The organism is Shinella sp. M27, from assembly GCF_049199905.1.
Taxonomy (GTDB): Bacteria; Pseudomonadota; Alphaproteobacteria; order Rhizobiales; family Rhizobiaceae; genus Shinella.
This window is the reverse complement of the sequence record NZ_JBLZPK010000024.1, coordinates 121,560-134,104: the sequence shown is the minus strand read 5'-3', so window position 1 is coordinate 134,104 and position 12,545 is coordinate 121,560. Positions and strand designations below refer to the sequence as shown.

The following is a 12,545-nucleotide window of genomic DNA, read 5'->3' as shown; positions in this document are numbered from 1 at the left end:
GGGCCGAACCATAATCAAAGAGAGGAACATAAAATGAAGAAGTACTTTGCAGCCACAGCCCTCGCCCTCTGCTTCGCCACCAGCGCGCATGCGGCCGGCGAACTCAACATCTACGCCTGGGCCGAATCCATCTCGCCCGCGCTCATCGAAAAGTTCTCCAAGGAGAACGACGTGAAGGTGAATGTCGACAGTTTCACCTCCAACGAGGACCTGCTGACCAAATTGCAGGCCGGCTCTTCCGGCTATGACATCGCCACCCCCTCGCAGCACTTCCTGCGCGTGATGATCGATCAGGGCATCATCGAGAATTTCGGCGCCAGCAAGCTAAAGGCCTACGAGAATATCGAGGAGAAGTGGCGCAACCAGTGGTGGGACGAGACGCAGGATTATTCCATTCCGCTCGCCTACGGCACCGCCGGCTTCGTGGTGAACACCGACCAGTACAAGGGTCCGACCGACAGCTTCAAATATTTCTTCGAGCCGGAAGGCGAACTCAAGGGCAAGATCGCGCTCCTCTCCTATCCCGACGAGGTGATCGGCGCTGCCCAGCTCTATCTCGGCGTGCCCTTCTGCTCGGAAGATCAGGCGGAGATGAAGAAGGTGCTCGACCTGCTGATGGCCCAGAAGCCGTCGGTCGCCGTCTATTCCTCCGACAATATCGCAAGCCGCCTCGCCTCCGGCGAAGTCTCGGCGCATTTCTGGTGGGACGGTGACTCGCTGCGCGCCCGCAAGACCGGCTCGCCGGTCAAGCTCGCCATGACCAAGGAAGGCCTCGTTGGCTGGATGGACAGCTACGTCATCCCGAAGGGTGCGCCGAACCACGACAATGCGGTGAAATTCATCGAGTTCATGTCGACCACGGAAAACGCCACGGAGCAGATGAACTTCTACTCGCATTCCTCGCCGATGAAGGTCATCGAGGACAAGGTGGAAAACACCAAGGAGACCGCGCCGGAGCTCTATCCCGACGTACCTATCACCTTCTCGCGCACCTGCTCGGCCGCCGCGCAGGATCTCGTGACCCGCGTCTGGACGCAGCTTCTCCAGTAACCCCGCTCTTGCGCCGCGGGTGACCGCGGCGCCATCCATCGCCATCCAGGGAGACCAAAATGCCCGTGCACACCCGTATCCGCCCCTTCAACACGAAGGAAACCTATCCCGAGCAAAAGCTGAACAACGATCTCTGCCAGGCGGTGGTGGCACGGGGAGCGACGGTTTTCGTACGCGGGCAGATCGCACAGGACCTCGACACGCGCGAAAGCCTGCATATCGGCGATGCCGGTGCGCAGGCCCGCAAGGCCATGGAAAACATCAAGATGCTCTTGGAGGAGGCCGGTTCCGACCTCAGCCATATCTGCCGCGTCGTGGTCTATCTCATCGACATCCGCTACCGCGAGGCCGTCTATACCGAGATGGGCAAATATCTGCAGGGTGTCTTCCCGGTCTCGACCGGCCTCGTCGTCTCCGCACTTGCCCGGCCGGAATGGCTGGTAGAGATCGAAGCGACCGCCGTCATTCCCGACGAAGCCTAAGGAGGGCGGCATGACCTTCTCCATTTCCGGACGCTGCGAGAGGACCAGCATGTTCGGCATCGCCGTGTCCTCGTCCTCGCCGAGTGTGGCGGCGCGCTGCGCGCATGCGCGCGCCGGCGTCGGCGCCGTCTCGACCCAGAACGTCACCGATCCGCGTCTCGGGCCGAAGGGACTGGACCTGATGGCAACAGGTCTTTCCGCCGAGGCGGCGCTGGCACGCCTCGTCGCCGAGGCGCCCAACATCGAATACCGCCAGCTGGCGCTCGTCGATGCGGCGGGCGGCACGGCGAGCTATTCCGGCGCGAAAACGCTCGGTACCCATGCGACGGCGCGCGGCAACAATGCCGTTGCGGCCGGCAACATGCTGACGACGACGGATATCCCGCAGAAGATGGTGGAAGCGTTCGAGGCCGCGAAGGACCGGCATCTCGGCGACCGGCTGATATCAGCCATGCGCGCGGCGATCGCGGCGGGCGGCGAGGAAGGCCCGGTGCATTCCATGGGCCTCGTCATGGTCGATAAGGTCTCGTGGAACGTCGCGGACCTGCGCGTCGACTGGACCGAGGGCGACCCCATCGAGGAATGCGCGGCGCTGTGGGAACGCTGGCGCGGCGAGATGGACGCCTATGTCACCCGCGCGCTCAATCCCTCGGGCGCACCGAGCTACGGCGTGCCTGGCGATCTCTGACCGATGGAGGGGCAGTCATGCCCCCCGCCACTTTACGACGGATGGGCGCATGATCCCCTCGACCCCGGAAATCCTCGCCCGCCTCGTCGCCGAGCCGACGCTCTCGCGAACCTCCAATCTCGCGCTGCTCGCCTATGCGGAAAACCTGCTGCGTACCGCCGGCGCACGCATCGAACGTTTCACTCATCCCGATGGCAGCCGGGCCAATCTCTTCGCGACCGTCGGCCCGGATGGGCCTGATGGCGTCGTGCTGTCAGGCCATACGGATGTCGTGCCCGTCGAGGGACAGGCCTGGACGGGCGATCCGTTCACGCTGATCGAGCGGGACGGCCGGTTCTACGGTCGTGGCACGGCGGACATGAAGGGCTTCGTCGCATCCGCGCTGCGCGCCATGCTGTTCGCCGCCGAACGCCCGCTGAAACGCCCGTTGCATCTTGCGCTCTCCTATGACGAGGAGATCGGCTGCATCGGCGTGCGCAGCATGATCGAGGCGCTCGCGGCGCGGTCCGAACGGCCGGCGCTCAGCATCGTCGGCGAACCGACGGGCATGAAGATCGCCACGGGCCACAAGGGCAAGCTCGCGCTGCGAGCCTGCTGCCACGGGCAGGAGGGCCATTCGGCGCTCGCCCCCAACGCGCTGAATGCGCTGCATCTCGGCGCGGCCTTCATCCAGGCGCTTCAGGCGCGGCAGGAGGCGCTGGCCGACCACGGCGCACGCGACGACGACTACGACATTCCCTATTCCACCATCCATGCCGGCATGATGCAGGGCGGCACCGCGCTCAACATCGTGCCCAACCGCTGCGAGATCGATTTCGAGATCCGCAACATCGCCGAGGACGATCCGAATGCCATCCTCGCCGGTATCGCGGCCGATGCCGAGACCATCGCAAAACCCTATCGAAACCGCTTTCCCATGGCCTGTATCGAGATCGCGCCGGTCTCGGGTTATCCCGGCCTCAACACCGGTGCGGATGCGCCGGTCGTGACCCTCCTCAAGAGGATCCTCGGCGACGACGGCACGCTCAAGGTCGCCTTCGGCACGGAAGGCGGGCTTTTCGATCAGGAATTGGGCATGTCCACCGCCATCTGCGGCCCCGGTTTTATGGATCAGGGACACAAGCCGGATGAATTCGTCAGCGCGGAGCAGCTTGCGCGCTGCGATGCGATGCTCGCCCGCCTCGTCGATGAGCTATCCGCCGCCTGAACACTTAAAGATCAGGCGCCGAAGGATTTCAGGATCGGGCAAGGTCCAGTCTTGCCGACGGCGCACTCGGAAACCAGCTTCTGCAACGAAGCGCGGGCGTGTTGCAGCGCCTCCATGCGCGCATCGAGTTCGGCAAGGCGTTTGGACGCCATCTCGCGTGCCGCAGCACGATCCTCACCGGAATCGAGCGCCAGCAGCTGGCGGATCTCCTCCAGCGTGAAGCCGGCCGCCTGTGCTTGGCGGATGAAGCGCAGCCGGCTGACGTCGCTTTCGCCGTAATGGCGGATGCCGTCGATGCGCTTGGGCGTCGAAAGCAGGCCCCGGCGCTGGTAGAAGCGCACCGTCTCGACGCCGACATCCGCCGCCGCCGCAAATTTTCCGATCGTCAGGTCTTTTGGCTGTTGACTCCGTACCATGGTACGGAACCTATAGTTCTGCCAACGATTTCACAAGACAGGAGACGTGAGATGTTGGACAAAACCCAGGATACCAAGAAGGCCGTTCTCTACCGCATGGTGATGGAGAGCCACACCTGCCCCTACGGCCTCAAGGCGAAGGATCTGCTCAAGCGCTCGGGCTACGACGTGGAGGACCGCCACCTGACGACCCGTGAAGCGACCGACGCCTTCAAGGCCGAACATGGCGTCGCCACCACGCCGCAGGTCTTCATCGGCGGCGCCAGGGTCGGCGGCTACGACAATCTGCGCCGCTATCTCGGCAAGCCCGTTGCCGACTCCAAGGCCACCACCTATCGCCCGGTCGTCGTGCTCTTCGCGCTGACGGCGCTGACGGCCATGGCGGCAAGCTATGCCGTCAGCGGCTCACCCTTCACGCTGCGCGCCGCCGAATGGTTCATCGCCTTCTCGATGGTGGTGCTGGCGCTGCTCAAGCTGCAGAACGTGGAAAGCTTCGCCACCATGTTCCTCAACTACGACCTGCTCGCCAAGCGCTGGGTGCCCTACAGCTACATCTACCCCTATGCGGAGGGCCTCGCTGGCGTGCTGATGGTGGCGGGCGCGCTCAACTGGCTGTCCGTCCCGATCGCCCTCCTCATCGGCACGATCGGCGCCGCCTCGGTGTTCAAGGCCGTCTATATCGACAAGCGCGAACTGAAATGCGCCTGCGTCGGCGGCGCAAGCAACGTCCCGCTCGGCTTCATCTCGCTCACGGAAAACCTGATGATGATCGCCATGGCGGCCTGGATGGCGGCCGCCTCGCTTGGCTATATCGGCGGCCACGCCATGTAAAACGGCACGGCGCCGCCCCGAAGCGGCGCCGTTTGTCCCGTCTTGACCCTTTCTTCACGCTACTCACGTAAGGAAAGCGAACGGCAATTCTTTGCCGCGAGCCGGAATGGGACAGGTTCTGAGTGGGTCGCGATGTCGAGCGTGCGTTCATTTGAGGCAGGGGATGTCGAAGCGGTGGCGAGCCTCTTTCAGCGGCTGCTGCGCAAGAGCGGTGAGCCGGCGAACGACGACCTGAAGACCTATCTGCAAACGCTCTTCCTCGGCGAGGCCAGCCACGACACCGGTCTTTTCTCACGCGTGCATGTGCGCGCCGACGGCACTGTCTCGGGCTTCCTCGGCGTGCTGCCCGTCGAAATGGAATTCGAGGGCCGCCGCCTGCTCGCCGCCAATTGCGGCACCTTCGCCAGCGACGATCGCGACAGCGATCCCTTCGCCGGCGCCCGCCTGCTGCGCGACGCGCTCTCCGGCCCGCAGGATCTGTCCTTCAGCGAGACCTCCAACGACGTGTCCACCGACATGTGGCGGTCGATGCGGGCAGGTGTGCTGGCCTCCTACAGTCTGGAATGGCTGCGCATCCTCAAGCCCGCGTCTTTCGCACTGGAAGCGGCGGCCGCGAAAATTTCGGCGGCACGCCTGCTGTCGCCCTTCGCAAAGCTCGGCGACGCCATTCTCTGCCGACATGGCGACCGGCAGACATGGTCTCACTATGCCCCGCTCGCCGGCAAGGCCGATGCCTTCGAGGCGACCGCGGCCGACAACGCCGAATTCGCCGCCCTGTGCCGCGATCTGGTCACGCAGTTTCCGCTGCGCCCCGTCTGGGATCAGACGACACTGGAAGGCATGCTGGGTCATGCCGAACGCAAGGCACTGCATGGCGAGCGCATCCAGCACATCGTTCGCACGCGGACCGGCAAGCCAATCGGTCTCTATCTCTATTATGGAAATCCCGGCAGCATCGGGCGCGCCGTGCAGGTCATGGCGGCACCGGCACAGGAGCCCATCGTCATCGACTGCCTTATCCGCAATGCCTATGAGCGCGGTCTCGTCGCGATCCGGGGCCGCACGCAGCCGCAACTGCTTCAGGCGATGATCGGCAAGAAATGCGCTTTCCTGCACGCCTCCTCGACCGTCGTGCATGCCCGCGAACCGGCCATCCTCGCCGCCCTGACGAACGGCCAGCCCTTCCTCAATGGCCTTGCCGGCGAGGGCTGGACGCGCCTCATCGGCGACCGTTTCGAGTAGCCCGGCATGTGCGGGATCGCGGGATATCACGGAGGAAACTTTTCGGCCGAACAGAGCGCGGACTACCTTTCCCGCATGGTCGCGGCGCTTCGCCACCGCGGGCCGGACGGCGAGGGCGCGCTTGTGCGCGGCGACACCGGCCTTGCCCATACCCGCCTTTCCATCGTCGGCCTTGCCGACGGCGCCCAGCCGATGGTGTCGGACGATGCGGCACTTGCCGTCTCCTTCAACGGCGAGATCTTCAACTATGTCGAGCTACGCGAGGACCTGAAAGCGCGCGGCCACCGCTTCCAGAGGACCTCCGACACCGAGGTGCTGCTGAAGGCCTACGAGGCGAAGGGCGCCGATTGCCTCGAGGATTTCAACGGCGATTTCGCCTTCGCGCTGCACGATGCGCGCAGCCGCACGCTGCTTCTGGCGCGCGACCGCATGGGTGTGCGGCCGCTCTTCTACACCGAGCATGCGGGCGCGCTGTTCTTCGCCTCGGAGATCGGGGCGCTGCTTGCGCTTCCCGGCATCACGGCGGAAATCGATCCCTTTGCGCTGGACCAGATTTTCACGCTGTGGTGCCCCCTCCCCCCGCGCACCGCCTATCGCCGCATCCACGAACTGCCGCCCGGCCATCTGATGCTCGTCCGGGACGGCGCACGCACCATCCGCCCCTGGTGGCAACTCAGCTATCCGGACCGCGCCGACGCACCGCCGGCCCGTCCGATGGACGAACAAGTGGAGGAATTGCGAGCTCTGCTCTCCGATGCCACCCGCATCCGGCTGCGCGCCGACGTGCCTGTCGGCGCCTATCTCTCCGGCGGCCTCGATTCCTCGCTGATCTCGGCGCTCGCCGCGCGCACCGTCACCCACGGCCTGCGCACCTTCTCGCTGACCTTCCGCAGCGAGGAGCATGACGAAAGCGGCTGGCAGCGCCAGATGGCCGCGACGCTCGACGCCGAGGCCGACAGCGTGGAATGCACGACGGCGGCCATCGCAGCCGGCTTGCCCGCCGCGATGCGCCATATCGAATGCCCGATCCTGCGCACCGCGCCCGTGCCGCTCCACAAGCTTGCCGCCCGTGTGCGCGAGCGCGGCATGAAGGTGGTGCTGACGGGCGAAGGCGCGGACGAGATCTTTGCCGGCTACGATCTTTTCCGCGAAGCGCGCGTGCGCCGCTTCTGTGGCCGTCAGCCGGCGTCAGCCCGCCGCCCCCGCCTCTTCCAGCGGCTCTATCCCTACCTGCCGGGCTTGCAGCAGCAGTCGCCGGATTATCTCGCCCGCTTCTTCGCCTTTGGCGCGGAAGCGCATGATGACCCGCTCTATTCCCACCGCCCCCGCTTCCGCTCGACGGCGGCCGCCAAGCTTTTCTTCTCGCCAGACTTGAAGACCACGCTCGGCGACTACGATGCCGCTGCCGACCTCGCTGCCCGACTGCCGGCGGATTTCGGCCGCTGGCATGCGCTGCATCAGGCGCAATATCTCGAAACGGCGTTTCTGCTGCCGGGCTATATACTGTCCAGCCAGGGTGACCGGGTGATGATGGCCAATGCGGTGGAAGGGCGCTTTCCCTTCCTCGATCCCCGCGTCGTCGCCTTCGCCGCCAGCCTGCCGCCGGAGGCGAAGCTGCGCGGGCTGCGCGAAAAACACATCCTCAAGGAAGCTGCCCGCGGCCTCGTGCCCGAAGCGATCATCGACCGCCCCAAGCAGCCCTACCGCGCGCCCGACAGCGAGAGTTTCGCCGCACCCGGCACGCCGGCCTATCTCGACGACGTGCTTTCGCCGGCCCGGCTTGCAGAGAGCGGCCTGTTCAATGGTCCGGCGGTCGCCAAGCTGAAGGACAAGGTCCTCAAGGGGCAGGCGAACAGCTTCCGCGACAACGCCGCCTTCATCGGCATTCTTTCGACGCAGCTTCTCGGCGCGACCGCGCCATCGACACACCAAGCCTAGGGAGGGCAATCCCGGATATGTCCGACGCAACCAGAACCGCCATCCGCGCCTTCATCGTGGAAAATTTCCTGTTCGGCGACGACAGCCAGCCGCTCGCCGCCGACCTCTCGCTGATCGACAACGACCTGATCGATTCCACCGGCATCCTCGAACTGGTCGGCTTCCTGGAGGAGCACTTCGCCATCTCCGTCGCGGATGCCGATATCGTGCCCGCCAACCTCGATACGATCGACCGCATTGCCGGCTTCATCGCCCGCAAGCAAGCCGCCTGAGGCGCGATGCGGATCGAGCATTACCTTGAGGCGAGTGCTGCACAAGACGGCGCCAAGACGGCGATCGTCTCCGGCGAGGTGCGCCTCAGCTACGACCACCTGCTCGATCTCTCCCGGCGCCTCGCGACGACGCTTCACAACCACGGCGCCGGGCGCGGCGAGCGTGTGCTCATCCTGCTCGACAACGGCTGGCGCACGGCCGTCGCCGTCCTCGCGACGTGGATGGCAGGAGCTGCGATCTGCCCGGTCAATCCTTCCACGAAAGCCGAGCGGCTCGCCGCCATCGCCGGCAATTGCGCGCCGGCGCTCGTCATCGTCGAAAGCCGCCTGGAACGGCTCGTCGAGGACTGCCAAGCACTTGCCGCCCTACCGCGCCTCGTCGTCGGTGAGGCGGGTAGCTTCGATTCCGCGCTGGAGGCCGCGCCCTTCGTCCCGGCCGAACCTTTTCCCGACACCGACCTTGCCGCGCTGATCTATACCTCGGGCTCGACGGGCGAGCCGAAGGGCGTGATGCACGGCCACGACACGCTAGACGCCGCCGCTCGCGCAATCACCCGCTATCTCGAAAACAGCGCCTTCGACATCATCCTCGTCGTGCTGCCGATGTCCTTCGGTTACGGACTCAACCAGTTGGTGACCGCGATGCTCTCAGGCGCGACGCTGGTCATCGAAAAGTCCTTCGCCTTCCCGCAGGCCGTCTTCGAGACGATCCGCGCCGAGCGCGTCACCGGTTTCCCGCTCGTGCCGGCCATGGCGGCGATGATGATGCAGGCGCGCGACCTCGACCCCTCGCTTTTTGCAAGCCTGCGCTACCTCACCAGCGCCGCCGCCCCCCTGCCGCTCGCCCATCTCGACTGGCTGCGCACCTTCCTGCCGCATATCAGGCTCTTCTGCATGTACGGCCAGACCGAATGCACCCGCGCCACCTGGCTTCCGCCTGACAAGATCGATGCGAAGCGCGGCTCGGTCGGCATCGCCATACCCGGCACAAAAGCCGTGGTGGTGGATGAAACGGGCGAGGTGGTTGCGCCCGGCACGATCGGCGAACTCGTGATCGAAGGACCGCATGTCATGCGCGGCTATTGGCGCAACGAGGCCACCACAAATCGTGCCCTGCGTCCTGCCCCCGATACCGGAACGCTTCGCCTCCATACCGGCGATCTCTTCACCGCCGATGCCGATGGCTACCTCACCTTCGTGTCCCGCATGGACGACATCATCAAGTCGCGCGGCGAGAAGGTCGCGCCGCAGGCGGTGGAGGAGGTGCTGTGCCGCATGCCCGGCATTGCCGAGGCGCTCGTCGTCGGCGTGCCGCATGATGTGCTCGGCGAAGCCGTCAAGGCCGTCATCGTCGCCTCCGATCCATCCCTCACCGAGCGCGAGGTGCTGCGTTTCTGCGCCCGCCATCTCGAAGACCACATGGTGCCGAAGTCGGTCGAATTCCGCGACGCGCTGCCCAAAACCGACAGCGGCAAGGCCAGCCGCCGCCTCGCCGCCCTGCCCGCCAACCCGACAGGATCGAAATGATGTCCCATACGCCCGCCTTCGCCCCGCTCGTGCTCGATCCCGCCGTCGAGGTGGAGCGCATCTCGCAATGGCTGCGCGAGAAGCTGCGGACCGATCTGCGCAAACGCGGGCTGGTGCTCGGCCTTTCGGGCGGTATCGATTCCAGCCTGTGCGCAGCTCTCGCCGCCAAGGCGCTCGGCGCGAAGAACGTCTTTGCCCTCTATATGCCGGAAAACGATTCCGATCCGGAAAGCCTGCGGCTCGGGCGCGCCGTTGCCGAAACCTTCGGCATCGACAGCACGCTCGAAGACATCGGCCCGGCGCTTGCCGCCATGGGCTGCTATGAACGACGCGACGCCGCCATCCGCGAGGCCGTGCCTGACTACGGCGACGGCTGGGCCTCCAAGATCGTCTTCGACAGCACGATGACGACGGGCGGCTACAATATTTCCTCGCTCGTCGTGCGCACGCCGGAGGGCGAGATGCGCAAGGTGCGCCTGCCGGCCAGCGCCTATCTCGGCATCGTCGCGGCGACGAACATGAAGCAGCGCAGCCGCAAGCAACTCGAATATTACCATGCCGACCGGCTGAATTTCGCCGTGCTCGGCACGCCGAACCGGCTGGAATACGACCAGGGCTTCTTCGTGAAGAACGGCGACGGCGCAGCCGATATCAAGCCGATCGCCCATCTCTACAAGTCGCAGGTCTATCAGCTCGCCGCCTATCTCGGCGTTCCCTCGGAAATCCTCGCGCGACCGCCGACGACGGACACCTATTCCCTGCCGCAGACGCAGGAGGAGTTCTACTTCGCCCTGCCCTACGACAAGATGGATATATGCCTCTACGGGTTGAACCATGGACTGCCGGCCGACACGGTCGCGGTAGCGACGGGCCTCAGCTCAAGCCAGGTCGAGCTGGTCTGGACGGATATTGCCGCGAAACGAAAAGTTGCCCGCTACCTGCATTGCGCACCGCTCGTCATGGATGGAGTGAACTGACGGCCACCCCGACCCTTCGGATAGGCCCGCTTGAATTCCCGGCCGCCCCGTCTATCCTGTCGCCATGCGCCCGAACCTCACCTTCGAACAGCTCCAGCGCTGGAGCAGCGGCATCGCCTCTGCTGTCAGCGCCACCTTGCCCGAAGATATTTCGGCGCATTTCACGGCCGGCGCGCGCGGTATCATCGCCTCCGATCAGGTCTATATCGGCCTCTATCTGCGCGACAGCGCCTCGATCACCATCTACGAGCGCGATCCGGACAACTGGAACCACAATTACGACACGCGCAAATACCAGCAGGACCCGTTCTTCCGCCGGTTCGCCGGCTCGCGGCAGGATTTTCTGCTACCGCTTTCGGCGCTCGACAAGGGCGACTTCCACACAAGCGCCTATTACCGGGATTTCTACGAGCCCTCGGGCAGTTTCGACGAGATCACCGGCGTCTTCAATTTCGATCGCAATGCCGCGGGCTTCGTCACCTATCTGCGCCGCCGCGGCGCCCGGCCCTTCGGCGCCGAGGATGTGGCGATGGCTGAAGCCACCGCCGAGGCGACCCGCCTGGTGCTGGAGCGTCTGTGGCGGAAATGGCGGCCGCCGGGCGAAAGCTCGCTGTCGCTTGGCGAGCTCAGCGCACGGGAGCGCCAGATTGCGCTCCTCCTCATCGACGGCGGCTGCGCGAAAACCATTTCGCGTGACCTCTCCATCTCGCCCGGCACGGTGCGCAACCACATCAAGACGGTCTATCGCAAGCTCGGCATCCACTCGCAGGTCGAGCTGATGGCCGCCGCACGCGACGGCGGCCGCGCGCTGCCCTCACTGCCCTGAGACCACTCGCGTCCACAGACGGTTCTGCAAGCGAAGCAGCTTCGCGTCGCTCGTTTCCACCACGAAGAGCTTTGCCTTGACGTCATCGGGCGGGAAGACGCCGGGATCCTTCGCCACGGCCTGATCCATCAGCGGCAGCGATTCCGGGATCGGATTGGCATAGGAGACATAGCTGGAATTGGCCGCCGCAATCTCCGGCCGCATGTTGAAATCGATCCAGGCGAGCGCGTTTTCCGGATGCGGTGCGTCCTTCGGCACGGCCATGGTGTCGAAGTTGATCAGGGTGCCCTCCTTCGGGATGGCATAGGCGATCTCCAGCTTCTTCTCGCTTTCGGCGGCGCGGGCCTTCGCCTGCAGGATATCGCCCGACCAGCCGAGCACGACGCAGATATCGCCATTGGCGAGGTCGTTGATATAACGCGAGGAATGGAAGTAGCGGATGTGCGGGCGAACCTTCATGAGCAGCTCTTCCGCCTTGGCGATATCGTCCGGGTTCGTCGAATGCGGATCGATGCCGAGATAGTTCATCGCCATCGGGATGATTTCGGCGGGCGCATCGAGCATGGCGACGCCGCAATCGGCGAATTTCTCGACGATCGCGGGATCGAAGACCATGGCGAAACTGTCGACCGGCGCGTCGGGCATGCGCTCTTTCACCGCCGCGATATTGTAGCCGATGCCGTCGGTGACGGACATGTAGGGCGCGGCATGGAGATTGTCGGGGTCGGCGCCCGAAATCAGCGACAGCGCCTGCGGATCGAGCTTGCCGATATTGCCGAGCTTCGCCTTGTCGAGCGGCTGGAAGGCGCCGGCCTTCACCTGGTTCTTCAAGAACGGATAGGCCGAGGGGTAGACGACATCGTAGCCCGAGCCGCCGGTCAGCATCTTGGTTTCCAGCACCTCGTTGCCGTCATAGACGTCGTAAACGACGCGGATGCCGGTTTCCTTCTCGAATTTCTCAGCGGTATCCGGCGCGATGTAATCCGACCAGTTATAGACGTTGACGACCTTTTCCTCCTGCGCCCGCGCGCCGCCCATGGCGGCGAGCAGAGCGAGGGCCGAGACGAGAGCAGTCTTGCGCATGGTCTT

Annotated in this window: 13 protein-coding genes; 11 read left to right on the top strand and 2 right to left on the bottom strand. The window is 64.9% G+C overall.

What is annotated here, in order from left to right; translation table 11 throughout:
- The first annotated feature begins 33 nt into the window (after window positions 1-33).
- From ACOZK4_RS09545 to argE, 4 genes are read left to right on the top strand one after another with little or no spacing between them, the layout of a single operon-like run.
- Entirely contained in the window at window positions 34-1,050 is a 1,017-nt protein-coding gene (locus ACOZK4_RS09545) for an extracellular solute-binding protein (protein ID WP_421591691.1), read from the top strand.
- A gap of 59 nt (window positions 1,051-1,109) precedes the next feature.
- Window positions 1,110-1,532, top strand: a complete 423-nt coding sequence (locus ACOZK4_RS09540; protein ID WP_050743390.1) for a RidA family protein — start codon at window positions 1,110-1,112, stop codon at window positions 1,530-1,532.
- 10 nt (window positions 1,533-1,542) lie between these two features.
- Entirely contained in the window at window positions 1,543-2,220 is a 678-nt protein-coding gene (locus ACOZK4_RS09535; protein WP_421591690.1) for a DUF1028 domain-containing protein, read from the top strand.
- 49 nt (window positions 2,221-2,269) lie between these two features.
- Complete coding sequence (argE, locus tag ACOZK4_RS09530) at window positions 2,270-3,427, top strand: acetylornithine deacetylase (protein ID WP_421591689.1); 1,158 nt, start codon at window positions 2,270-2,272, stop codon at window positions 3,425-3,427.
- A gap of 11 nt (window positions 3,428-3,438) precedes the next feature.
- On the opposite strand, the gene ACOZK4_RS09525 is transcribed toward argE, so the two are convergent.
- Window positions 3,439-3,843 (bottom strand): MerR family transcriptional regulator, encoded by a 405-nt coding sequence (locus ACOZK4_RS09525; protein ID WP_421591688.1) that lies wholly within the window; start codon window positions 3,841-3,843, stop codon window positions 3,439-3,441.
- Window positions 3,844-3,894: 51 nt separating this feature from the next.
- Here ACOZK4_RS09525 and ACOZK4_RS09520 point away from each other — a divergent pair, with 51 nt between their 5' ends.
- The 7 genes from ACOZK4_RS09520 to ACOZK4_RS09490 all read left to right on the top strand — a co-directional run bounded on the left by ACOZK4_RS09520 (window position 3,895) and on the right by ACOZK4_RS09490 (window position 11,456).
- Entirely contained in the window at window positions 3,895-4,674 is a 780-nt protein-coding gene (locus tag ACOZK4_RS09520; protein WP_421591687.1) for a MauE/DoxX family redox-associated membrane protein, read from the top strand.
- A gap of 132 nt (window positions 4,675-4,806) precedes the next feature.
- Window positions 4,807-5,916, top strand: coding sequence for a hypothetical protein (locus ACOZK4_RS09515; RefSeq protein WP_421591686.1), 1,110 nt, complete (start codon window positions 4,807-4,809; stop codon window positions 5,914-5,916).
- Window positions 5,917-5,922: 6 nt separating this feature from the next.
- Window positions 5,923-7,854 carry an asparagine synthase (glutamine-hydrolyzing) gene (gene asnB, locus ACOZK4_RS09510; RefSeq protein WP_421591685.1) on the top strand — a complete coding sequence of 644 codons (1,932 nt, stop codon included), beginning with the start codon at window positions 5,923-5,925 and terminating at the stop codon, window positions 7,852-7,854.
- Between the two features lie 17 nt (window positions 7,855-7,871).
- Window positions 7,872-8,126, top strand: coding sequence for an acyl carrier protein (locus ACOZK4_RS09505; protein WP_421591684.1), 255 nt, complete (start codon window positions 7,872-7,874; stop codon window positions 8,124-8,126).
- 6 nt (window positions 8,127-8,132) lie between these two features.
- Window positions 8,133-9,653, top strand: a complete 1,521-nt coding sequence (locus tag ACOZK4_RS09500) for a class I adenylate-forming enzyme family protein (protein WP_421591683.1) — start codon at window positions 8,133-8,135, stop codon at window positions 9,651-9,653.
- Window positions 9,653-10,630: an NAD(+) synthase gene (gene nadE, locus ACOZK4_RS09495; protein WP_421591682.1), complete on the top strand. Its 978-nt coding sequence runs from the start codon at window positions 9,653-9,655 to the stop codon at window positions 10,628-10,630. The genes ACOZK4_RS09500 and nadE overlap by 1 nt, the downstream gene beginning before the upstream one ends.
- 64 nt (window positions 10,631-10,694) lie before the next feature.
- The gene (locus ACOZK4_RS09490) at window positions 10,695-11,456 is read left to right on the top strand and encodes a response regulator transcription factor (RefSeq protein WP_421591681.1); all 762 of its coding nucleotides are present in this window, start codon (window positions 10,695-10,697) and stop codon (window positions 11,454-11,456) included.
- On the opposite strand, the gene ACOZK4_RS09485 is transcribed toward ACOZK4_RS09490, so the two are convergent.
- Window positions 11,445-12,539, bottom strand: coding sequence for a polyamine ABC transporter substrate-binding protein (locus ACOZK4_RS09485; RefSeq protein WP_421591680.1), 1,095 nt, complete (start codon window positions 12,537-12,539; stop codon window positions 11,445-11,447). The two genes, ACOZK4_RS09490 and ACOZK4_RS09485, sit on opposite strands and share 12 nt — an antisense overlap.
- Window positions 12,540-12,545: the final 6 nt, after the last annotated feature.